The sequence below is a fragment of the Pseudomonas sp. OA65 genome, assembly GCF_017498305.1.
Lineage (GTDB): Bacteria > Pseudomonadota > Gammaproteobacteria > Pseudomonadales > Pseudomonadaceae > Aquipseudomonas > Aquipseudomonas zanjanensis.
This window is the reverse complement of sequence record NZ_JAGDEZ010000018.1, coordinates 73,258-95,873: the sequence shown is the minus strand read 5'-3', so window position 1 is coordinate 95,873 and position 22,616 is coordinate 73,258. Positions and strand designations below refer to the sequence as shown.

Genomic DNA, 22,616 nt, shown 5'->3' with positions numbered 1-22,616 from the left:
CGCAAATCTTTTTATCGTTACAGGGGCGGCGGACCGCCTCTGTTCTTTTGAAACCGCAACCTGTGGGAGCGAGTCATTGTGGCGAGCGAGCTTGCTCGCGCTGGGCTGCGAAGCGGCCCCAAAATTTTGTCAGCAACATCAATTTTGTGAGTGCTGCGCACTCAAGCGGGAGCAAGCTCCCTCGCCACAAAAGCCCGTTCAGCCGGGATGCTTTTGTTACTTCGCAGCCCAGGAATTGAAGCGCTGCTCCAGCTGCTCGCCGTTGTCAGCCCAGAAGCTGACGTCGATCTGCACCTGGTTGGCGATGTTTTCCGGGGTGGTCGGCATGTCCTTCAGGACATCCTTGGCCAGCAGCGGTACAGCCTGGGTATTGGCCGGGCCGTAGGCGATGTTTTCCGAGTAGGTCTTCTGCTGCTGTGGCGCCACCGAGAAGGCGATGAATTTCTTCGCCGCTTCGGCGCGGGTCTTGTCCAGGCCGCGTGGGATCGCCCAAGCGTCGAAGTCGTAGATGCCGCCGTTCCACACCACTTTCAGGTTGCTTTCTTTTTGTACCGCGGCGATCCGGCCGTTGTAGGCCGAGCTCATGACCACGTCACCGGAAGCGAGGTATTGCGGCGGTTGCGCACCGGCTTCCCACCACTGGATGTTCGGCTTGAGCTCATCGAGCTTCTTGAACGCACGGTCCTGGCCATCTTTGCCGGCCAGCACCTTGTAGACGTCCTTCGGTGCGACACCGTCGGCCATCAAGGCGAATTCCAGGGTGTACTTGGCGCCCTTGCGCAGGCCGCGCTTGCCCGGGAATTGCTTGGTGTCCCAGAAGTCCGCCCAGCTGGTCGGCGCGGTCTTGAGCTTGTCAGCGTTGTAGGCCAGCACGGTCGACCACACGAAGAAACCTACGCCGCAAGGTTGGATAGCGCCCTTGACGTAATCCTCGGCCTTGCCGAACAGGGCCGGGTCGAGTTGTTCGAACATGTCTTCGTCACAACCACGGGACAATTCCGGGGACTCGACTTCCACCAAATCCCAGGAAACGCTCTTGGTATCGACCATGGCCTTGACCTTGGCCATTTCGCCGTTGTACTCGCCAGCCACGATCTTGCCGTTGCCGGCCGCTTCCCACGGTGCGTAGAAGGCTTTGACCTGAGCCGCCTTGTTCGCCCCGCCGAAAGACACCACGGTCAGGTCCGGACCCGCCGCCATCGCGCTTGCCGCACCCATCATGCCCAGTGTCAGGGCTGTGAACTTCAGGGATCTCAACATTTATTGTTCTCTCCACGTGCAGGGTTGGTGTTGGTACAGCAGGGGGCGATCAATTCGCCTCTAAAAGGGGATCGAGCGCACGCACATGCTCGACTTGCCAGCCAAGCGGAACCACGTCCCCGACGGCGAGCCCGGGATCGAGCTCGGCAATCGGCTGTTTCACGAAGAAGTCGTTCTTGCCGCAGACTTCCAGGCGAACCCGGACGTGGTCGCCCAGATAGATGAATTCCGCCACCCTCCCTGAGAAGCGGTTGACACATTGTTCGCTGACGCCGTTGAGGCTCACCCGCTCCGGACGGATCGACAGGGTCACCGGCTCGCCAGGCTGGCCGACGTTCACCGCCAGGGCCTCGACTTTCTCGCCGCGTGCCAGTTCCACCAGGCAACGATCGCCGGTGTGGCTGTGCAGACGGCCATTGAGCCGGTTGTTTTCACCAATGAAGTTGGCGACAAAGGTATTTTTCGGCTCTTCATACAGGGTGCGCGGCGGGGCAATCTGCTGGATCTCGCCCTGATGGAACACCGCCACGCGGTCGGACATGGTCAAGGCTTCGCCCTGGTCGTGGGTCACATAGACCACGGTCACTCCAAGGCGCTGGTGCAGGTGCTTGATTTCCATCTGCATGTGTTCGCGCAATTGCTTGTCCAACGCGCCGAGGGGTTCGTCCATCAGCACCAGTTGCGGCTCGAACACCAGCGCCCGGGCCAGGGCCACCCGTTGTTGCTGACCGCCGGACAATTGCGCCGGGTAGCGTTGGGCGAAGCTGTCCAGCTGGACCATGCTCAGGACGCGCTTGACCCGGTCGCTCACGTCGCTCTTGTTCAGGCCACGCACGGTCAGCGGGAAGGCGAGGTTCTCGGAGACGGTCATATGCGGGAACAAAGCGTAGTTCTGGAACACCATGCCGATGTCGCGCTTGTGCGGCGGCACATTGTTGATCGAGCGCCCCGCCAGCAGGATCTCGCCGGCGGTTGGGGTTTCAAACCCGGCGAGCATCATCAGGCTGGTGGTCTTGCCGGAACCGGAAGGCCCGAGCAGGGTCAGGAATTCGCCTTTGCGAATATCCAGGTTGAGGTCTTTGACGATCAGGTTCTCGCCGTCGTAGCTCTTTTGCACACCACGAAAGCTGACCAGCACATCACTGGCCCCCGCGCTTGAATCGACCTGGCTCATACCCGCACCTTTTGTTTTGATGACTGCTTGTGAATCAAGCCTAGTGGAGCCTGGGGGCCGCGCAAATCGGGGGGCAGGAGAGAATCGCCTCAGCCGGATGGAAGAGTCGGGGTAGGGATTGCCCTACAAGGATGGCGGGATTAGGTAAGTGCAGTGGCGAGTTTCAAGCGGCAAGCTGCAAGTAGGGGCAAAAAGCGCTGTTGTGGGGTGTCGCAAATGGATATGCCGACACATTTCCCCTGTGGGAGCGAGCCTGCTCGCGATAGCGGTGTATCAGTCAATATCAATGTTGAATGACCCGACGCCATCGCGAGCAGGCTCGCTCCCACAGGGGGAAATTGTGGTGAGGGTTAGAGCAGCTTGTGCTCCATGGCGTACTTCACCAACTCGGCCAGCGAGGTGATGTTGAGCTTCTGCATCAGCCGCGCCTTGTGGGTGCTGATGGTCTTGCTGCTCAGGGCCAGTTGCTGGGCGATGTCGTTGACGTTGGCACCCTGGGCCAGGCGTTCGAAGACTGAGAATTCGCGTTCGGACAACAGCGAGTGCAGCGGCCGCGTATCGGTCAGGCCCACTTCAAAGACCATGCGGTCCGCCAGGTCGGGGTCGATGTAGCGCCCACCAGCCGCGACCTTGCGAATCGCCATGAGCAACAGGGCCGGGTCGCTGTCCTTGGTCGCGTAGCCGGCGGCGCCGACTTTCAGCGCGCGAGCAGCCATTTGCGCTTCGTCATGCATCGACAGCACCAGAATAGCCGGCGGATTGTTCAGCGCCCGGATCCGTGGGATCGCCTCCAGGCCGTTGACCCCCGGCATGGAAATGTCCAGCAGCACCACTTCGCAAGGCACGTGACGCAGGGTCTCGAGCAATTGTTCGCCATTGCTCGCTTCACCCACCACCACCAGATCCTTGGCCAGGCCGATCAACTGCTTGATGCCTTCGCGGACGATGGTGTGGTCTTCGGCTACCAGTACACGGATCACGTTCTTCTCCAGGTTCAGGCTCACATCGCAAATGGTTCGCGATGGTTACTTTACGCTCGACATCCTTGCAAGCCGATACACCGCTTTCGCGAGCAAGCCCGCTTCCACAATGGATCGGCGGTAAACACACATCTTGAATCCACCCCGATACAAGGTGGGAGCGGGCCTGCTCGCGAAGGCGCCAGCCCAGGCAACCCAAGACCATCAGGCCTCCTGCAACGGCACCCGCACCGACAGGGTCGTCCCCTCCCCCGGCTCGCTGTCCAAGGTCAATTGCCCCCCCATGATCAGCACCCGTTCGCGCATGCCGACCAAGCCAAAGGATGTGGGCCGGCTCGTATCGGCAATAAATCCTACACCGTCGTCGCTGACCGTCAGACATAAATCAGCACCTTGCTGGACCAACGTCAACTCCACGGTATGCGCCTGGGCATGGCGCATCACGTTGGTCAGCGCCTCCTGGAGAATCCGAAACAGGCCGATGGCCTTGGCGTCGCTCAGGGTTGGCAGGTTGTCCGGCACCTGCACCAGGCAAGGAATCTGCGTACGCGCCTCGAAGCGCCGAGCCTGCCATTCGATGGCCGAGGCAATGCCCGCATCCAGGATCGGCGGGCGCAACGCCGTCGCCACGTCCCGCACCAGTTGGAACAACTGGGCAATCAGCCGCTTCATGCTGTTAAGCCGCTCCTGCAACCCTGGGTCGAGTTGCGCATAGGCCAATTCGCACATGGATGTTTCCAGCTTCAACACCGTCAGCATCTGGCCCAGCTCATCGTGAACTTCCCGGGCAATACGGGCCTTTTCCTCTTCCCGCACACTTTCCAAGTGCGCCGACAATTCGCGCAATTGCTCCCGGGAGCTGGCCAGTTCCAGTTCGATGCGCTTGCTGTTGGTGATGTCCCAAACGATACCGTCCCAGACGTAGGCGCCATCCTCGAGACGGCGAGTGATCGCCTTGATCTCGGCCCAACGTTCCTGGCCTTCGCGGGTCAGGATGCGGCCCTGCCATGACCAGTCGCTGTCGGTGTCCAGCGCCTGGTCCTGGGTGCGGTGGTAATCGGCCTTGTCTTGCGGGTGCACCAGGCTGCGCAGCCCGGTGTCGCTGCGGGCCAGGGTTGCAGGGGAATAGCCCACCAGGCTTTCACTGCCTTCGCTGATGTAGGCGAAGTCGATCTGGCCGGTCACCGGCGCCCGCTCCAGGCGAAAGACCAGGCCCGGCACATTGGCGGCGATGCCTTGCAACCGCGCCTCGCTTTCGCGCAACGCCGCCAGCGCACGTCGGCGTTCAGTCACGTCGTTGAGATAGACCACCAGGTATTCGGCGTCGCGAAAACGCAGGAAGCTCAGGGAAACGTCCGCCGGCAGGATGCTGCCATCGGCCCGCACGCACTCGGTCTCGAAACTCTGCGGACCGTCTTCACTGGCCCGGGCGCGTTTCCATAGGTTCAGCCAGCGATCCATGTGCAAACCCGGTTCGAAGTCGATCAGGGGCCGATCAATGATGGCGCCCGAGGCGTAGCCGAGCATGGTTTCGGCCGCTCGGTTGGCATAACGCACGTGGCTGTCCCAATTGACCCAGAGGATACCCACCGTGCTTTGGTCGATGGAGAACTGCGTCAGACGCAAGGCCTCCTCGCTGGCCGTACGCTGGGCGATGTCTTCCCGCGCGGCACGCAGTCGGCGCTCCAGGCCACGTTGCTGGCGGCGCTGCCAGAACACGATGGCGACACTGCTGAGCAGCAAGGCCAGGATCAACAGGGTCAGGTTCTGCCAGAACCCCGGGGTTTCGGTCAGGCGCGGGTATTTTGGCTTGAGCCAACGACTGTGCAGTTGTTCCAGCTCCTTGGCCGGGATCGCCTGCAAACCGCTGTCGATGATCTCGGCCAGTTCCGGCCAATCCCGGCGCGTGGCGACCCTTAGCAACTGTGGCAGGCCAATATCGCCCACCACCGCCAGCTCGGCGAATTCGGGCTCGACCATCAATCGTCCAAGTTGCGCCTCGTCGACCACTGCGTATCGGGCCTGCTGGGTCAGCAGCAATTGCAAGGCCTCGCGTTCCAGCGGCACGCCTTGCAGATTCAGTGTCGGGTAGTTGCTGCGCAGGTAATCGGCCGTGGCGCTGGGCATGCGCACGGCGACGCGGGCCTGGGTGTCGAGTTTTTCCAACTCCACCCCCTCGGCGCCCTTTTGCGCGCCGACGATCAATTGCGGCACACGCATGTAGGGGTTGGAGAACTGCCAGAGCTTGAGCCCACCCGGGGATTGGGTCAGGCCGGGAGCGATGTCCACCTCACCCGCGCGCACCGCAGCTTCCAGTTGCGCCACGTCCTGGAAATTGCGCCAGGTCAGCTCGACGTTCAATGCCTTGCCCAGCCACTGCATCAACTCGACGTTGGTGCCGGACAACCGCTGCAAGCGCCGGTCGTATTGCGCATAAGGCGCCTGCAAGACCAGGCCGACCCGCCATTGCGGATGCTGCACCAACCATTGGCGCTGCGCTGCATTCAATTGCACCCCAGGCGCCGACGGCGCGGGCGCGGCCCACGCCATCAAGGGAAGCCATAAACAGCCGATAACCCACAGGCAGCAAAAACGCATCATCGAAGTCTCATGCACTGACAAATACTGACCAACCCATTAGGCTGCCGGAAATACTTCTGGTCATGGAATATCCGATGCCCTTTGTTTATCGCCTGGCATTGCCAGCATTGTGCCTGTCGCTGATCCTGCCAAGTGCCTTTTCTGTCCAGGCCAGCGAAACGGCCCCCGCCGCCGAGCAACCTGCCGAGGAAAAACCCGTCGAGCGCCAACCCTTGCTCGAGCGTAGCCAGGAAGAAGCGGCGGCACTTGAACGAAAGATTCCGCTCCAGGAACAGCAACAGTTGCAGACCGGCAGCGACACCTTCCTGGCGCTGTGGAAACCGGCTAATACCAGTGACCCCAGCGGTGCGGTCATCATCATCCCCGGTGCCGGCGAAACAGCTGACTGGCCTCAAGCCGTCGGCCCATTGCGTAAAAAATTGCCCGATGCGCAGTGGAGCAGCCTGAGTATCACCCTGCCGGACCTGCAAAGCGACGTCATTGCACCGCGCGTGGAGGAAGCGCCGCCCGAGACCAAACCGGCCGACGCCGTTGCAGCAGCACCGGACGCGACCACTTCAGCGCCGATCGAACAGGTTGCCGGCGGCGAAGCCGATGCGGTGGAGCCAGTCGTTGCCCAAGCCGATGAAGAACACGCCAAGGCCGATGCCGAGCGCATCTTTGCCCGCATCGACGCGGCGTTGGCCTACGCCGAACAACAAAGCGCACGTCGCATCGTGCTGCTGGGCCATGGCACCGGCGCCTATTGGGCTGCGCGTTACCTGAGCGAAAAACAGCCCTCGCAAGTCGAACGCTTCGTGATGGTAGCCGCCCAGACGCCAGTCACTGCCAAGCCTGGCCTGGCCGAACTGACCCCGACCTTGAAACTGGCGACCGCCGACATTTTCTACATGGACAAGCCGCTGGATCGCAACGCGGCGCTGGAGCGCCTGCAAGCGAGCAAACGTTTGAAAGGTTCCACATTCAGCCAGGTCTCCCTCAAGGCCCTGCCCAACCGGTCGGCGCAGGAGGAACAGCTGTTTCGTCGGGTACGGGGTTGGTTGAACCCGCAGAAGGTGGGGGAGTAAGACCGACGCTGGCGTCATCCACCGTGGCGAGGGAGCTTGCTCCCGCTGGACCGCGAAGCGGTCCTGGGATTAAGGCCACGGTTCCTCGAAGAAAGACCGCACTTACCGGATTACGACTGCTGCGCAGCCGAGCGGGAGCAAGCTCCCTCGCCACAGAGGCGGGTGAGGCTAGCGAAAATCCCGTCGCTCGCGAATCAACCGATAGGCGTTATGCAATTCCCGGGTTCTATCGGTGGCTTCACGCACCTGCAAGGGCGTCGCGCCGCTGCCGGCAATTTTGTCCGGGTGATGACGGCTGAGCAGCCGCCGGTAAGCGCGCTTGATCTGCGCCGGTTCGCTGGTGGCCGAAACCCCCAGCAGGCGCAACGCCTCCTGATAGGTCACGCCGGCGTTGGGCCGCGACAGTTTCTGCGGCTCGTAATCAGCCGCCAGCGCCTGGACTTGTTGCGGCGTCCAGCCCAACCAGCGCCCCCATTGGGCCACCAGTTCTCGCTCGCCGACACCGGCTCGCCCGTCGGCCCAGACCATCCGCCAACAGGCGCGCAACACGCCTTCAGCCGCATGGGGCTGGGCGGCCAGGCGACGCATGTAGCCGCGCAAGCGATCGTTTCCGGACTTGCCCCGGTTGAACGCCGCGATAGCCCGGCGTTGCGCCGATTCGCTCAAGTCCAGCGCCCGCATCTCCTGACGCGCCTGCTGGATATGGCCGTCGACCACACGCCCGTCGCATTTGGCCAGGCGGCCGAGCAATACAAACAATAATTCGTCGTTGCGTAACGCCGGGCGTCCGCCCAGACGCTCACGTATTTGCGCCCAGCCCTGCAGGTTCAGGCGCCGGTCCAGCGCCTGCCCCAACAATGCGCCAAGCATGGCCCCCGGGATGCTGGCTATGGCAAAGCCCGCCCCGGCTCCAATCAGAGTCCCTGGCCACCACATATCAACCGCTCGCTTCTATCAAGGTTTCGACCTGTGCCAAACGTTCATGGGTACCGACGTCGACCCAATGCCCTTTCAGGTGCTCGCCACTGACGCGCCCCTCGGCCATGGCCGTGCGCAACAGCGGTGCGAGCTTGAAGGCACCGTCCGAGCAACCGTCGAACAACCGCGGATGCAGGACGGCAATGCCGCTATAGGTCAGGTTGTCGGCAGGTGTTTGCCCATCGTGAACCTTTCCGTCGACCAGGATGAAATCACCGCCCGGGTGATGCTCGGGATTATCGACCAACACCAGGTGCGCCAGCCCTCCCAGCGGCCTGCGCAATGCGCTGAAATCGTAGTCGGTCCAAATATCGCCATTCACCACCACAAACGCGTCATCGCCCAGCAGCGGCAAGGCCCGGAAGATTCCACCGCCAGTTTCCAGCGGCTCGCCCTCGGGGGAAAAACGGATGCTCACGCCAAACCGTGAGCCATCCCCCAAGTGATCTTCGATCTGCTGGCCGAGCCAGGCGTGATTGATCACGACCTCGGTGAAACCGGCCTTGGCGAGCGCCCGCAAGTGGTATTCGATCAAGGGCACGCCACCCACACGAATCAACGGCTTTGGCGTGGTCAGAGTCAAGGGACGCATGCGCTCGCCCTTGCCCGCGGCCAGGATCATCGCTTTCATGCCGTCGCTCCGGCCGATTGCCGCAGGCTGCCAAGCAGCTCATCGAGCGGTGCCAGCTCAGGACGACGGGCAATGACCGCTTCTATATAGGCAAAGAAACGCGGCACATCGCCGAGGTAACGTGGCTTGCCGTCACGATGGCAAATGCGCGCGAAGATCCCGATGACCTTGAGATGACGCTGCACGCCCATCAAGTCGCTGGCCCGCAGGAAATCCTCGAGATCCGACTGGACGGGAATGCCCAGGGCGCCGGCCTGCTGCCAGTATCGCTCCAGCCAACCACGCACCCGCGCCTCGGGCCAACTGAGGAAGGCATCCTTAAACAGGCAGGTCACGTCATAGGTCACCGGGCCATAGACCGCATCCTGAAAGTCCAGCACGCCGGGGTTCGGCACGCTGAGCATCAGGTTGCGCGGCATGTAGTCGCGGTGCACCAGCACTTTGGGCTGGGCCAGGGCGCTGTCGATCAGCAGCTCGGAGGCTTGCTGCCAGAGTTGCTGCTGGGCCGAATCGAGTTCGATGCCCAGCTCGCGCTTGACGTACCACTCGGGGAACAATTCCAGCTCTCGACGCAGCAACGCGACATCGTAGCTCGGCAGCGGCGCGACCATCGGCAACTGCTGGAAAGCCAACAACGCTTGCAGGGCGTCATCGAACAAATCGTCGGCATTTTCGCCGTCGATCACGTCCAGATAGGTCTGGCTGCCCAAGTCATTGAGCAAAAGAAAGCCGCGCTCGAGGTCTTCGGCATAAATTTTCGGCACGTTGATGCCGGATTTCGCCAGCAAAAAAGCAATATCCACGAAGGGTTTGCAGTTTTCCTGGGGCGGTGGCGCATCCATCACGATCAAACTGTGGCCCTCGCCTTCCCAGCGGAAATATCGCCGAAAGCTCGCGTCACTGCTGGCGGCGGTCAACGTGGCCGGGGGTACGGCGCCCCAGCCCTGTTGAGTGAAAAGGATCGGCAGCTGTTCATCGAGCCAAACTTTCAGGTGTTGCAAGCGTACATCTTGGTCGGGCATTGCAAGGGTCTCCGACGGCGCTAGCCGTCAAGCGGGTCATGCTTTATTATCCAGCATCTTGTGCGACACGCGTAGCGTGCCTCCAGCTTCGCGATGAGGAGTCATCGTGAAGGGTTCTTGCAAAGGAACCAACAGCCCGGCAGCCAATTCGGGAAACAAAACCGCCCAAGGAGTCCTTCGCTTAAAAAGACTCGTTGTCGCTGCGGCGCAATAGCGAACCCAAAACCACTTAGCACTCGGAAGCGTGGTTATGGTCCGGATTTCGGACTGGGAGTGCTTACTTCAGTTCATCACATCGGCCCCATGGCCTTACTCTGACGGGAAGAATCCCCGCAGGGGTTCCTCCTTCTGCAAATAGGGGGAACATCACCCAGACAAGCCGTTTTCCTACGGTCCTTGTCCATTTCAACTGGAGACATGAGCGAAAGTTCTGTCTGTCATTGTCCAACTGTTGCAGTCACTGAACAGTAGCGGACTCGTTGTGCGACCAACGATAGCCTAGGAAGACATGCGTCACTGGTAACGGTGGGGTATGAAGCTCTTCCGACAATGTAGCCCCCGTCAGGGCGTGATCTTGCTGCGAGGCAAATCATGGATGCTCGGAGCAGTACCGGGTTGAGGCGCTAGGCTGGCTGGCAAGGGCAACGTAAGTGAACTGCTGATAAACGCCGTAAGGATAACCATGCCCAAACTGCTGTCAGGCATGAACCAAAAGGTACGAGGCCAGATATTCCTGTGGGATGTGGGAATACGTCGCTGCACAAGCCTCCGGCGAAAAGGCAGGTCCTAAACCAGTCGTGTGACAGTCAGGGAACGTGGTAAGCCCGTATGGCTGCCTTCGGGCAGGTAAACCGCAAGGTGAACTGTTGGCTGTGCGGGTATGGGATCGCAGAGAAAGCGAACGCCGGGCTGTAATGGTTCGGATAGGGATTGGAACATTATCCTACGGGAAACCGGGCAGACTTCTGCGTGGTCTTTCGTCGCATGAATGCTGATTGAGCCTGTTTCAATGAACTTCGAGGTCCAGAAATACCGGACCTTCCAATAGTCCAACCCTGACTGGAGCGCCCCTCCCCATCAGGGGATGCGTACGTCTTTTGATCAGGGTCATCTGAGAGGAAGGCAGCATGAAAGAACACAGCCAAATGGCCGTGTCTGCGCCTTCCGACGTTCCGCAGCAATGGCACGACATCGACTGGTGTCGCGTTCAGCGGAACGTTCGGGCAATGCAGATACGGATTGCGAAGGCTTGTCGGGAAGGCAACTGGCGCAGGGTGAAAGCCTTGCAACGGATGCTGACCCGCTCACGCTCGGCCAGATACTTGGCCGTACGGCGAGTCACTGAAAACCAGGGTAAGCGCACGGCGGGAGTCGACCGCGTGCTCTGGGATACACCGGATGCCAAATGGAAAGCGGCAGATGGATTGAAGCGCCACGGGTATAAACCTCGGCCGCTACGGCGAGTGTTTATCCCAAAGTCGAATGGAAAGGAGCGCCCTTTGGGCATCCCGACCATGACTGACAGGGCAATGCAGGCGTTGTATTTGCTTGCTCTGGCGCCCATCGCAGAAACCACGGGTGATCCCAATAGCTACGGCTTCAGGATCGAACGCTCGACGGCGGATGCGATGGGGCAGTTGTTCGTTTGCCTGTCCAAGAGGCTATCGGCCAAATGGGTTTTGGAAGCGGACATCAAAGGCTGCTTTGACCATATCAACCACGACTGGCTGATCCACCACGTCCCTACGGACAAAATGGTTCTTCGCAAATGGTTGAAAGCAGGCGTGATCCATAAAGGCCAGCTTCAGGCAACGGATGCCGGTACACCTCAAGGCGGGATTATCTCGCCGACCTTGGCAAACATGGTACTGGATGGCCTGGAAACACAGCTCAAGCGATATCTGGGCGTGACACGGGCCAAGAAGCTGAAAATCAATGTAGTGCGATATGCGGACGATTTTGTGATCACTGGCGAATCGAAAGAGGTGCTCGATAGCGAAGTCAAACCTTGGGTGGAGCAGTTCCTCGCAGTGCGCGGGTTGCAGTTATCCCCTGAGAAAACCCGTGTCGTCCATATAGATGAAGGCTTTGACTTTCTGGGTTGGAATTTCCGCAAGTACGGCGGGAAGCTTCTGATCAAGCCGAGCAAGAAAAACGTGAAAGCGTTCTATCGCAAGGCCAAGGAGGTCATCAGCACCAACAAAGCGGTGACGCAAGAGGATCTGATTCGATTGCTGAACCCGATGCTGCGAGGCTGGGCGGTCTATCACCAGCCAGTAGTCGCCAAGAAGGCGTACAGCCGCATGGACTTTCAAATATTCCAAGCGCTATGGCGCTGGGCAAAACGGCGACACCCGAACAAAAGCCTCGACTGGATCAGGAAGAAGTATTTCCAACTCATCGAGGGTCGAAACTGGGTGTTCTGCACCACGTTACTGACAGAGACTGGGGATAAAGAGGAGATCAGGCTATACACCCTTGAGGCTACGCCGATCGAGAGGCACAGAAAAATCAGCGGGGAGTACAACCCGTTCGATCCTTCGATGGAGGAAATGGGCGAGAAACTGCGGATGTCCCGGATGCTCGGGAAACTGAAATACCGCAAACAAGTATCAAACCTGTTTCAATCGCAAAAAGGTCTGTGTTTACTGTGCAAGAACCCGATAACCAGGGAGACGGGGTGGCACGACCACCACATCATTTATCGCTCACAAGGCGGTGGTGACTCGCTAAGCAACCGGGTACTATTGCATCCCATTTGCCACCAGCAGCTTCATGCTCGTGGGCTAACAGTGAACAAACCGGCTCCCGATTTCGGGGGTTAAGTAGAGACTTGAGCCGTATGCGCTGAAAGGCGCACGTACGGTTTTTAGGGGGGAGCAGGCCAGAAATGGTCTGTTCCTACCCAACTTTCAGACCATCGAGAGGCGTGCGGCCCACACCGCGGGCAGATGGCACGCAGGAAGCCCGGACTAATAAGATGGCATTGAAATCCCCCGCGTTTCGTAAAAAATTTCCGTTGCTGGTTACCGGCAGTCTGCTGGCCCTGCAACCCCTGGCCTCTTCATTCGTCGTCGCGGCGCAGCAGTATGACTGCTCCGTCTCCGCTTCGGGTGCCTGGGACTGTGCGCCCAAGACACCGGCCGCCGCGTTGCCGCCGCGCCCCGTGCATGACGGCAGTGCGGTTTCCGACAGTGGCGCCGCTGCGACCGACAGCAGCTCGGGCGAGGAAGCCGGCGAAAAGCCGATGCTCGTGACCGAAGCCAAGGGCCGTGGCCTGAAGTCGCGCAGTGCAGACTACAGTCACCTGGATTGGGTTCCACGGGAGAACCTCACCCCGGCGCAATTGGCTGAAACCGGTCCTTACTGCGCCGGTGCCTATATCGAGCCGACGCGTCCTGGCATGGATGACAAGACCGCCAAGAGCGACGCCCCCACCTTCCTCGGCGCCAAGGCGTCGCGCTACCAGCAGGAAGAACAGGTGGCGACCCTGGCCGGTGACGTGGTCATGCGCCAGGGCAGCATGCAGGTCGAGGCCGACGAGGCCAGCCTGTACCAGGCCGAGAACCGTGGCGAGCTGAGCGGCAACGTGCGGGTTCGCGACAACGGTGCGCTGATCGTTGGCGACCACGCCGATGTCCAGCTGGACACCGGCGAAGCCAAGGTCGACAACGCCGAATACGTGATGCACAAGTCGCGCATCCGCGGTAACGCGCTGTACGCCAAGCGCGCCGAGAACGCGATCATCCGCCTCAAGGACGGTACGTACACCACGTGCGAACCGGGCAGCAACGCCTGGACCCTCAAGGGCAACAACATCACCTTGAACCCGGCCACCGGCTTCGGCACCGCGACCAACGTGACGCTGCGCGTCAAGGACTTCCCGGTCCTGTACACGCCGTACATCTACTTCCCGATCGACGACCGTCGCCAGTCCGGCTTCCTGCCGCCAACCATCGGCAGCAGCAGCGACACCGGCTTCCTGCTGGTCACCCCGTACTACTTCAACCTGGCGCCGAACTACGACGCCACGTTGTACCCACGCTACATGGCCAAGCGCGGCCTGTTGATGGAAGGCGAGTTCCGCTACCTGACCAAGTCCAGCGAAGGTCAGTTCGGCGCGGCGTACCTCAACGACGAGGACGATGAGCGCAGCGGGCAGAGCGACTATGACAAGACCCGCTACATGTACAACTGGCAGCACAAGGGCGGCCTCGATTCGCGCGTGCTGACGGAAGTCGACTACACCAAGATCAGCGATCCGTACTACTTCCAGGATCTGGAAAGCGATCAGATCGGTATCGAGTCCAATGACTACGTCAATCAGCAAGGTGCGGTCAGCTATCGCGGCGACAACTACACGGCGCGGGTGAATGCCCAGGCCTACCAGATGGCGACGATTTCGAAGATCACCCCTTACAACCGCTTGCCTCAGATCACCTTCAACGGAGAGCTGCCGCAACACCCGTATGGCTTGGACTTCGCTTACAAGACAGAGCTGGTGCGGTTTGATCGGGATTTGCGGACCGGTGCCTACACTGACGAAGACGGTAACTCCGAGCCACGGCTGGACACCAATGTACGCGGACTGGCGCGGGCTAACGGCACTCGCCTGAACCTGGCGCCTGTCATGAGCCTGCCGATGGAAGCGACTTACGGTTTCATTAAGCCTTCGCTCAAATACCAGTACACCCAATACGATCTGGACCTGGATGGTACGGGCAAATCACAAATCGCCGCACAATCTGCCGAAGCTGATCGCCTGCGGGGCACTTACAGCGGCAGCCAGAGCCGCGGCGTTCCAATCGCCAGCATCGACAGTGGCCTGTATTTCGACCGAGACACCCAATGGTTTGGCAGCAATTACCGTCAAACCCTGGAGCCGCGCCTGTTCTACCTCTATGTCCCAGAGAAAGATCAGAGCGACATTCCGGTTTTCGACACTGGTGAATCCACCTTCAGCTATTCCTCGCTGTTCCGGGACAACCGCTTCTCCGGCTCCGACCGTGTCGGCGACGAGAACAAACTGTCCCTGGGCGTGACCAGCCGCTGGATCCAGGAAAACGGTTTCGAGCGCCAGCGCGTCAGCGTCGGCCAGGCCTTTTACTTCAAGGACCGCGAAGTTCAACTGCCAGGCATCGACTTCAAGACGCGTGAAGATGCCAAGTCAGACGTATCTCCATATGCATTGGAATACGAGTTCCGCTGGAACCGTGACTGGCGCACTACAGCTACCTATAACTGGGATCCGGACACTCGTAGCCCGCGCTCGGGCAGCGCGATGTTCCACTACCAGCCAGAAGACAACCCGAACAAGGTCGTCAATGCCGGTTATCGCTATCGCAACGACCAGGTCCGTTACGATCAAACCACTGGCCAATGGTCCGTGGGCGGTGGCGACTACGGGACGCCAGGCACACCTGGCTACGTGAAGGACTACTACAAGATCAAGCAGCACGACTTCTCGGTCATCTGGCCGATCGTGCCGCAGTGGAACCTCATCAGCCGCTGGCAGTATGACTACAACCGCAACCGTACCCTGGAAGCCTTCGGTGGTTTCGAATACGACAACTGCTGCTGGAAACTGCGCCTGATCAACCGTTACTGGGTCGACTATGAAGAGTTCAGTCAAGACGCCCCGGAAAACGAAAAAGGCGACCGCGGCATCTTCCTCCAAATTGTCCTGAAGGGACTCGGCGGCCTCACCGGCGCCAAGGTAGAGAGCTTCCTCGACAAAGGCATCCAAGGTTATCGTGAACGTGAAGATCAAGCTTTCTGATTGTCTGCGCCCGCTGATGCTGGGCGCGCTGTTCCTGGGTACCGCGGCCAACGCCGCGGTACAGTCCATCGATAAGGTAGTGGCCATCGTCGACAACGACGTGGTCATGCAAAGCCAGTTGGACCAGCGCGTCCATGAAGTACAGCAAACCATCGCCAAGCGCGGCGGTGGCCTGCCGCCTCCGGGCGTGCTGGACCAGCAAGTGCTCGAACGCCTGATCGTCGAGAACCTGCAATTGCAGATCGGCGAACGTTCCGGCATTCGCATCACCGACGAAGAACTGAACCAGGCCGTGGGCACCATTGCCCAGCGCAATAACATGAGCATCGACCAGTTCCGCGCCGCCCTGGCTCGCGACGGCCTCTCCTACGAGGACGCCCGCGATCAGATCCGCCGCGAGATGGTCATCAGCCGTGTGCGCCAACGCCGTGTCGCCGAACGCATCCAGGTCTCGGAACAGGAAGTGAAGAACTTCCTCGCCTCCGACCTGGGCAAGATGCAGCTTTCCGAAGAACTGCACCTGGCGAACATCCTGATCCCAACCCCGGAAAGCGCCAACTCCGAAGCCATCCAGAGCGCTTATCGCCAGGCGATGGACGTCTACCAGCAGCTCAAGCAAGGGGCGGATTTCGGCCAGATGGCGATTGCCAAGTCGGGCAGCGACAACGCCTTGGAAGGCGGCGACATGGGCTGGCGCAAACCTGCTCAACTGCCGCCTCCGTTCGACCGCGAACTGAGCGCCATGGCCGTGGGCGACATCACCCAGCCAGCACGCACGCCGGGCGGCTTCATCATCCTGAAAGTGCTGGAAAAACGCGGTGGCGGAACCCAGGTGCGTGACGAAGTCCATGTTCGCCACATCCTGATCAAGCCAAGCGAGATTCGCAGCGAAGCCGAGACCAAGCGCCTGGCGGAAAAACTCTACGACCGCATCGAAGCGGGCGAAGACTTCGCCGAACTGGCGAAGAGCTTCTCGGAAGACCCGGGTTCGGCCCTCAATGGCGGCGACCTGAACTGGGTCGACCCGAATGCACTGGTTCCCGAGTTCCGCCAGGTCATGGCCAACACGCCGCAAGGCCAGCTGTCCAAGCCGTTCAAGAGCCCTTATGGCTGGCACGTGCTGGAAGTCCTTGGCCGTCGCGCCACCGACAGCACCACCCAAGCGCGCGAACAGCAGGCGATGACCGTATTGCGCAACCGCAAATACGACGAAGAACTGCAAACCTGGCTGCGTCAGATTCGTGACGAAGCCTACGTTGAAATCAAACTTCCTGGTGCAGACCAGGCAGCGCAGTGAAACCCAAGCGTTTCGCGCTGACACCCGGCGAACCAGCCGGCATCGGTCCCGACCTGTGCCTGCTGCTCGCCTCGCAACCCCAGCCACATCCTCTGATTGCCATTACCAGTTGTGACCTGCTCCGTGAGCGGGCCGCGCAACTGGGCGTGGCCGTCGACCTGTTGCCGGTGACGCCACAGGCCTGGCCGGACGCTCCGGCGCCCGCCAACAGCCTGTATGTCTGGGATACGCCATTGGGTGCTCCGGTCGTCACTGGGCAGTTGGACAAGGCCAACGCCGCCTTCGTCCTGCAAACCCTGACCCGCGCCGGCCAAGGCTGCCTGGATGGGGCGTTCGCCGGCATGATCACCGCACCGGTGCACAAGGGCGTGATCAACGAATCCGGAATTGCCTTTTCCGGACACACCGAATTCCTGGCGGACCTGACCCACACCGCGCAAGTGGTGATGATGCTCGCCACCCGAGGCTTGCGCGTGGCCCTGGTGACCACTCACCTGCCCTTGCGGGACATCGCCGACGCCATCACCCCGGAACGCCTGGAACGGGTCACGCGCATCCTGCACGCCGACCTCCAGGAAAAATTCGGCATTGCCCGGCCACGCATCCTGGTCTGTGGACTCAACCCCCATGCCGGCGAAGGCGGACATCTGGGCCGTGAAGAAATCGACATCATCGAACCCACCTTGGAGCGCTTGCGCAGCGAGGGCATGGACCTGCGTGGCCCGCTGCCTGCCGACACTCTGTTTACCCCCAAATATCTGGAGCACTGCGATGCGGTGCTGGCGATGTACCACGACCAGGGCCTGCCCGTGCTGAAGTACAAAGGCTTCGGCGCGGCAGTCAACGTGACGTTGGGCCTGCCGATCATCCGCACCTCCGTGGACCATGGCACCGCCCTGGACCTGGCCGGCAGCGGCAAGATCGATACCGGCAGCCTGCAAGTCGCACTGGAAACCGCCTACCAGATGGCCGAGACCCATTTATGACCGAGCAATACCAACACCGCGCGCGCAAGCGCTTCGGCCAGAACTTCCTGCATGACGCCGGCGTGATCGATCGCATCCTGCGCTCCATCCGAGCCAAGCCCGACGACCGCCTGCTGGAAATCGGGCCGGGCCAGGGCGCCCTGACCGAGGGCCTGCTCGACAGCGGCGCGCAACTGGACGTGGTGGAATTGGACAAGGACCTTGTCCCGATCCTCAACCAGCAGTTCGCCGGCAAGAGCAATTTCAACCTGCATCAGGGCGACGCGCTGAAGTTCGACTTCAATAGCCTGAACGCCGCGCCGAACAGCCTGCGGGTGGTGGGCAACCTGCCCTACAACATTTCCACACCGCTGATCTTCCACCTGCTGAGCAATGCCGGCCTGATCCGTGACATGCATTTCATGCTGCAGAAAGAAGTGGTCGAGCGCCTCGCCGCCGGCCCTGGCGGTGGCGATTGGGGTCGCCTGTCGATCATGGTCCAGTACCATTGCCGGGTCGAACACCTATTCAACGTCGGTCCGGGTGCATTCAACCCGCCACCAAAAGTCGATTCGGCCATCGTCCGCCTGGTGCCCCACGCGGTCCTGCCACACCCGGCCAAGGATCATCGCCTGCTGGAGCGGGTGGTGCGCGAAGCGTTCAACCAACGCCGCAAGACCCTGCGCAATACCTTGAAACTGTTGCTCAGCAGCGCCGAAATCGAAGCCGCCGGCGTCGATGGCAGCCTGCGTCCCGAGCAGCTGGACCTGGCGGCGTTCGTACGCCTGGCCGACAAGCTCAGCGAACAGGTCGCCCCGCAAGCCGACGCCCACTGAACGGGTGTCGAGCGCTATCGGGCAGTACGCCAGTCTGGTCTACTACCCGATACTTGGCCTAGACTCATCTCCTGAGTCGCGCCCGCGTCCCGCTTCGTTTTTAAGGCCTTATTTGCATGTCTGATTCTCGTTACCAGGTCGACGTCAGCGTCACCACCCGTTTTCTGGCAGAACAGTCGCAACCCGAACATGACCGCTTCGCCTTCGCCTACAGCATTACCGTAAGCAACAACGGTTCGTTGCCGGCCAAGCTGCTGTCGCGACACTGGGTCATCACCGACGGCGACGGACATGTCGAAGAAGTGCGTGGTGATGGCGTGGTCGGCCAGCAACCCTTGATCGAGGCCGGTAAAAGCCACAGCTACAGCAGTGGGACGGTGATGACCACCAAGGTCGGCACCATGCAGGGCACCTACCAGATGCTGGCCGAGGACGGCACACGCTTCGATGCTGTCATCAAGCCCTTTCGCCTGGCTGTGCCCGGGGCCTTGCACTAATGGCCACGTACGCGGTTGGCGACCTGCAAGGCTGCCTCGACCCGCTCAAGTGTTTATTGGAGCGCGTCGCCTTCGATTCGCAAAAAGACACGCTGTGGCTGGTGGGCGACCTGGTCAACCGGGGCCCGCAGTCCCTTGAGACGCTGCGTTTTCTCTACGGTATCCGCCAGTCACTGGTGTGCGTGCTCGGCAACCACGACCTGCACCTGCTGGCCGCCTGGCAGAACATCGAGCGCCTGAAGAAATCAGACACCTTGAGCGAAATCCTCGCCGCCCCCGATTGCGTTGAATTGCTGGAGTGGCTGCGCCAGCAAAAGCTCATGCACTACGACGAGCAACGCAATCTCGCGCTGGTCCATGCCGGCATTCCGCCCCAATGGTCCCTGCGCAAGGCACTCAAGTGCGCCGCCGAGGTGGAACAGGCATTACGCGACGACAATCTGTTCGCACCCTACCTGGATGGCATGTACGGCAACGAGCCGGTCAAGTGGGACAACGACCTCACCGGCAGCGCCCGCCTTCGCGTCATTACCAATTACTTCACGCGGATGCGCTTCTGCACTCGCGACGGCAAGCTCGACCTCAAGGGCAAGGAAGGCATCGAGACCGCTCCACCCGGCTATGCCCCCTGGTTCAAGCACAGTGAGCGCAAAACTCGTCACCTGAAGATCATTTTCGGGCACTGGGCGGCACTGGAAGGCCAATGCGACGAACCCGGCGTCTTCGCCCTCGATACCGGCTGCGTGTGGGGCAGCGCCCTGACGCTGATGAACATCGACACCGGCGAGCAACTGCGCTGCGATTGCGACGAACAGGGCCACGCCAGAACCCACCACCCAGTCACAGCCCCATCGCCGGCCGACACCGCCGTTTGACCGGCGCTGCGCCCACGCTACAGGAGTCCCTCATGACCGAATTCAAACGCATTCCCCCGGAACAGGCCCAAGCCCTGCGCGAGCAAGGCGCGGTGGTCGTCGATGTCCGCGACCCGGCCACTTTTGCCGCTTTGCATATCCGTGGCTCCAAGCATCTGGATAACCATTCCATCGCCGATTTCATCCGCGCCGCCGACCTCGATGCACCGACCGTCGTGGTCTGCTACCACGGCAATTCCAGCCAGAGCGCAGCCGCTTATCTGGTCAGCCAGGGCTTCAGCGACGTCTACAGCCTGGACGGTGGCTTTGAGCTGTGGCGTGCGACTTATCCGGCAGAAACAGCGCAAGGCACCGACGAATAATTTTTTATGCCGGCCAAGCCCGCGTGAACCGTGGGCTTGAGCGATGGCAGACGAATGGTCTGCCACAACTAATTACGTATTCCACCTTTACCTCCGCGATTCCGAACTATCCTTAGCCTCAGGCCATCCAAAACAGGGGAGAGCCGGTACACCGGCGCGCGGGTCATCGGGAGTCAGCTTTCAGGAGCCTGCATTCTTGAAAGCATTCTGGGGGGTAAACGGCATCTGGGTCCCCAGGGGCTGTCCAGCATCGACTGATTGATCCGACACCGGCTCCACGTATCGAGCGAGGTGACGTCATGAGCATTTTTAGCCACTTCCAGCAACGTTTCGAGTCCACGCGGCAAGAGGAATACTCGCTGCAGGAATACCTCGAACTCTGCAAGCAGGACCGCAGTGCCTATGTGTCGGCTGCGGAGCGTCTGTTGCTGGCCATCGGAGAACCGGAGCTGCTGGATACCTCGACCAACTCGAGGCTCTCGCGCATTTTCTCCAACAAGGTGATTCGCCGTTATCCGGCTTTTGCGGACTTCCACGGGATGGAAGAATGCATCGAACAGATCGTGTCCTACTTCCGCCATGCCGCCCAAGGCCTGGAAGAGAAGAAGCAAATCCTTTATCTGCTCGGCCCCGTGGGTGGCGGTAAATCGTCCCTGGCCGAAAAACTCAAGCAACTGATCGAAAAAGTGCCCTTCTACGCCATCAAGGGCTCGCCGGTGTTCGAATCACCCCTGGGGCTGTTCAACGCCACCGAGGACGGCGCGATCCTCGAGGAAGACTTCGGTATTCCACGCCGCTACCTCAATACCATCATGTCGCCATGGGCGACCAAGCGCCTGGCCGAGTTCGGCGGTGATATCAGCCAGTTCCGGGTGGTCAAGCTCTACCCCTCGATCCTCAACCAGATCGCGGTCGCCAAGACTGAACCGGGTGACGAAAACAACCAGGACATCTCGGCCCTGGTGGGCAAGGTCGATATCCGCAAACTGGAAGAATTCCCACAGAACGACGCCGACGCCTACAGCTACTCGGGTGCGCTGTGCCGGGCCAACCAGGGCCTGATGGAATTCGTTGAAATGTTCAAGGCGCCCATCAAGGTCCTGCACCCGCTGCTGACGGCTACACAGGAAGGCAACTACAACAGCACCGAGGGCCTGGGGGCCATTCCGTTCACCGGCATCCTGCTGGCGCACTCCAACGAATCGGAATGGTATACCTTCCGCAACAACAAGAACAACGAAGCTTTCATCGACCGGATCTATATCGTCAAGGTGCCGTACTGCCTGCGAGTGAGCGATGAGGTGAAGATCTACGACAAGCTGTTGTTCAACAGTTCGCTGTCCAAGGCTCATTGCGCCCCCGACACCTTGAAAATGCTGGCCCAGTTCACGGTGCTGTCGCGCCTCAAGGAACCGGAAAACTCCAACATCTATTCGAAGATGCGCGTGTACGACGGTGAAAACCTCAAGGACACCGATCCGAAGGCCAAGTCGATCCAGGAATACCGCGACAACGCCGGCGTCGATGAAGGGATGAACGGGCTGTCCACACGCTTCGCGTTCAAGATCCTGTCCAAGGTCTTCAACTTCGATCCCCACGAAATCGCGGCCAACCCGGTTCATTTGCTGTATGTGCTGGAGCAGCAGATCGAGCAAGAGCAATTCCAGGCCGAAACCCGCGAACGCTACCTGCGCTTCTTGAAGGAATACCTGGCGCCGCGCTACATCGAGTTCATCGGCAAGGAAATCCAGACGGCGTACCTGGAGTCCTACAGCGAATACGGCCAGAACATCTTCGACCGCTATGTGCTGTATGCAGACTTCTGGATCCAGGACCAGGAATACCGCGACCCGGAAACCGGCGAGATCCTCAACCGCGTGGCCCTCAACGAGGAACTGGAAAAAATCGAGAAGCCAGCGGGCATCAGCAATCCGAAGGACTTCCGCAACGAAATCGTCAATTTCGTGTTGCGCGCCCGGGCCAACAACAACGGCAAGAACCCAACCTGGCTCAGCTATGAAAAGCTGCGGGTGGTCATCGAGAAGAAGATGTTCTCCAACACCGAAGACCTGCTGCCCGTCATCAGCTTCAACGCCAAGGCCAGCAAGGAGGACCAGCAAAAACACAACGACTTCGTCACACGCATGGTCGAACGTGGCTACACCGACAAACAGGTACGACTGCTTTCCGAGTGGTACCTGCGGGTCCGGAAATCGCAGTAGTACAGCGACAAGCTACAAGCTATAAGCTGCAAGAGAAAAGCGCGTGAGCCCTGGGTACAGGTGCCTGCTT

General features: G+C 60.4%; 17 protein-coding genes. 10 read left to right on the top strand and 7 right to left on the bottom strand.

The window, feature by feature from the left end:
• Window positions 1-216 precede the first annotated feature (216 nt).
• The 4 genes from J3361_RS16995 to J3361_RS16980 all read right to left on the bottom strand — a co-directional run bounded on the left by J3361_RS16995 (window position 217) and on the right by J3361_RS16980 (window position 6,015).
• On the bottom strand, window positions 217-1,260 hold the full coding sequence (locus J3361_RS16995) for an ABC transporter substrate-binding protein (protein WP_003206153.1): 1,044 nt from the start codon (window positions 1,258-1,260) through the stop codon (window positions 217-219).
• Window positions 1,261-1,309: 49 nt separating this feature from the next.
• Window positions 1,310-2,434: an ABC transporter ATP-binding protein gene (locus J3361_RS16990; RefSeq protein WP_207965544.1), complete on the bottom strand. Its 1,125-nt coding sequence runs from the start codon at window positions 2,432-2,434 to the stop codon at window positions 1,310-1,312.
• Window positions 2,435-2,784: 350 nt separating this feature from the next.
• Window positions 2,785-3,414: a response regulator transcription factor gene (locus J3361_RS16985; RefSeq protein ID WP_003206156.1), complete on the bottom strand. Its 630-nt coding sequence runs from the start codon at window positions 3,412-3,414 to the stop codon at window positions 2,785-2,787.
• A 204-nt stretch (window positions 3,415-3,618) separates the two neighbouring features.
• On the bottom strand, window positions 3,619-6,015 hold the full coding sequence (locus J3361_RS16980) for a sensor histidine kinase (protein WP_207965543.1): 2,397 nt from the start codon (window positions 6,013-6,015) through the stop codon (window positions 3,619-3,621).
• Between the two features lie 74 nt (window positions 6,016-6,089).
• On the opposite strand from J3361_RS16980, the gene J3361_RS16975 reads away from it, so the two are divergent.
• Window positions 6,090-7,082: an alpha/beta hydrolase family protein gene (locus J3361_RS16975; RefSeq protein WP_207965542.1), complete on the top strand. Its 993-nt coding sequence runs from the start codon at window positions 6,090-6,092 to the stop codon at window positions 7,080-7,082.
• Window positions 7,083-7,250: 168 nt separating this feature from the next.
• Here J3361_RS16975 and J3361_RS16970 read toward each other — a convergent pair whose 3' ends face one another.
• From J3361_RS16970 to J3361_RS16960, 3 genes are read right to left on the bottom strand one after another with little or no spacing between them, the layout of a single operon-like run.
• Entirely contained in the window at window positions 7,251-8,018 is a 768-nt protein-coding gene (locus J3361_RS16970; protein ID WP_207965541.1) for a TerB family tellurite resistance protein, read from the bottom strand.
• Window position 8,019: 1 nt separating this feature from the next.
• Complete coding sequence (murU, locus tag J3361_RS16965) at window positions 8,020-8,691, bottom strand: N-acetylmuramate alpha-1-phosphate uridylyltransferase MurU (protein WP_207965540.1); 672 nt, start codon at window positions 8,689-8,691, stop codon at window positions 8,020-8,022.
• A complete protein-coding gene (locus J3361_RS16960) occupies window positions 8,688-9,713 on the bottom strand; it encodes a phosphotransferase (protein ID WP_207965539.1) in 1,026 nt (341 codons plus the stop codon). Before J3361_RS16960 ends, murU begins: the two co-directional genes overlap by 4 nt.
• A gap of 1,127 nt (window positions 9,714-10,840) precedes the next feature.
• On the opposite strand from J3361_RS16960, the gene ltrA reads away from it, so the two are divergent.
• The 9 genes from ltrA to J3361_RS16915 all read left to right on the top strand — a co-directional run bounded on the left by ltrA (window position 10,841) and on the right by J3361_RS16915 (window position 22,546).
• Window positions 10,841-12,538 carry a group II intron reverse transcriptase/maturase gene (gene ltrA / locus J3361_RS16955; RefSeq protein ID WP_207965538.1) on the top strand — a complete coding sequence of 566 codons (1,698 nt, stop codon included), beginning with the start codon at window positions 10,841-10,843 and terminating at the stop codon, window positions 12,536-12,538.
• Between the two features lie 155 nt (window positions 12,539-12,693).
• Window positions 12,694-15,492 carry an LPS-assembly protein LptD gene (locus tag J3361_RS16950; protein WP_207965537.1) on the top strand — a complete coding sequence of 933 codons (2,799 nt, stop codon included), beginning with the start codon at window positions 12,694-12,696 and terminating at the stop codon, window positions 15,490-15,492.
• Window positions 15,473-16,789: a peptidylprolyl isomerase SurA gene (surA, locus tag J3361_RS16945; protein ID WP_207965536.1), complete on the top strand. Its 1,317-nt coding sequence runs from the start codon at window positions 15,473-15,475 to the stop codon at window positions 16,787-16,789. Before J3361_RS16950 ends, surA begins: the two co-directional genes overlap by 20 nt.
• On the top strand, window positions 16,786-17,775 hold the full coding sequence (gene pdxA / locus J3361_RS16940) for a 4-hydroxythreonine-4-phosphate dehydrogenase PdxA (RefSeq protein WP_207965535.1): 990 nt from the start codon (window positions 16,786-16,788) through the stop codon (window positions 17,773-17,775). The genes surA and pdxA overlap by 4 nt, the downstream gene beginning before the upstream one ends.
• A complete protein-coding gene (gene rsmA / locus J3361_RS16935; protein WP_207965534.1) occupies window positions 17,772-18,590 on the top strand; it encodes a 16S rRNA (adenine(1518)-N(6)/adenine(1519)-N(6))-dimethyltransferase RsmA in 819 nt (272 codons plus the stop codon). The genes pdxA and rsmA overlap by 4 nt, the downstream gene beginning before the upstream one ends.
• Before the next feature lie 116 nt (window positions 18,591-18,706).
• Window positions 18,707-19,087: a Co2+/Mg2+ efflux protein ApaG gene (gene apaG / locus J3361_RS16930; protein WP_207965533.1), complete on the top strand. Its 381-nt coding sequence runs from the start codon at window positions 18,707-18,709 to the stop codon at window positions 19,085-19,087.
• Entirely contained in the window at window positions 19,087-19,962 is an 876-nt protein-coding gene (locus J3361_RS16925; protein ID WP_207965532.1) for a symmetrical bis(5'-nucleosyl)-tetraphosphatase, read from the top strand. Before apaG ends, J3361_RS16925 begins: the two co-directional genes overlap by 1 nt.
• A 32-nt stretch (window positions 19,963-19,994) precedes the next feature.
• Window positions 19,995-20,324 (top strand): thiosulfate sulfurtransferase GlpE, encoded by a 330-nt coding sequence (glpE, locus tag J3361_RS16920; RefSeq protein ID WP_207965531.1) that lies wholly within the window; start codon window positions 19,995-19,997, stop codon window positions 20,322-20,324.
• 299 nt (window positions 20,325-20,623) lie between these two features.
• Window positions 20,624-22,546, top strand: coding sequence for a PrkA family serine protein kinase (locus J3361_RS16915; RefSeq protein WP_207965530.1), 1,923 nt, complete (start codon window positions 20,624-20,626; stop codon window positions 22,544-22,546).
• The last annotated feature ends 70 nt before the right edge of the window (window positions 22,547-22,616 follow it).

What these genes read in the sequence shown, in the direction of transcription:
- J3361_RS16950 (WP_207965537.1), top strand. Translation starts at nt 12,694, where the DNA reads ATGGCATTGAAATCCCCCGCGTTTCGTAAAAAATTTCCGTTGCTGGTT.
- J3361_RS16995 (WP_003206153.1), bottom strand. Translation starts at nt 1,260, where the DNA reads ATGTTGAGATCCCTGAAGTTCACAGCCCTGACACTGGGCATGATGGGT.
- apaG (WP_207965533.1), top strand. Translation starts at nt 18,707, where the DNA reads ATGTCTGATTCTCGTTACCAGGTCGACGTCAGCGTCACCACCCGTTTT.
- rsmA (WP_207965534.1), top strand. Translation starts at nt 17,772, where the DNA reads ATGACCGAGCAATACCAACACCGCGCGCGCAAGCGCTTCGGCCAGAAC.
- murU (WP_207965540.1), bottom strand. Translation starts at nt 8,691, where the DNA reads ATGAAAGCGATGATCCTGGCCGCGGGCAAGGGCGAGCGCATGCGTCCC.
- J3361_RS16915 (WP_207965530.1), top strand. Translation starts at nt 20,624, where the DNA reads ATGAGCATTTTTAGCCACTTCCAGCAACGTTTCGAGTCCACGCGGCAA.
- J3361_RS16970 (WP_207965541.1), bottom strand. Translation starts at nt 8,018, where the DNA reads ATGTGGTGGCCAGGGACTCTGATTGGAGCCGGGGCGGGCTTTGCCATA.
- ltrA (WP_207965538.1), top strand. Translation starts at nt 10,841, where the DNA reads ATGAAAGAACACAGCCAAATGGCCGTGTCTGCGCCTTCCGACGTTCCG.
- glpE (WP_207965531.1), top strand. Translation starts at nt 19,995, where the DNA reads ATGACCGAATTCAAACGCATTCCCCCGGAACAGGCCCAAGCCCTGCGC.
- J3361_RS16960 (WP_207965539.1), bottom strand. Translation starts at nt 9,713, where the DNA reads ATGCCCGACCAAGATGTACGCTTGCAACACCTGAAAGTTTGGCTCGAT.
- J3361_RS16980 (WP_207965543.1), bottom strand. Translation starts at nt 6,015, where the DNA reads ATGATGCGTTTTTGCTGCCTGTGGGTTATCGGCTGTTTATGGCTTCCC.
- J3361_RS16925 (WP_207965532.1), top strand. Translation starts at nt 19,087, where the DNA reads ATGGCCACGTACGCGGTTGGCGACCTGCAAGGCTGCCTCGACCCGCTC.
- J3361_RS16990 (WP_207965544.1), bottom strand. Translation starts at nt 2,434, where the DNA reads ATGAGCCAGGTCGATTCAAGCGCGGGGGCCAGTGATGTGCTGGTCAGC.
- J3361_RS16975 (WP_207965542.1), top strand. Translation starts at nt 6,090, where the DNA reads ATGCCCTTTGTTTATCGCCTGGCATTGCCAGCATTGTGCCTGTCGCTG.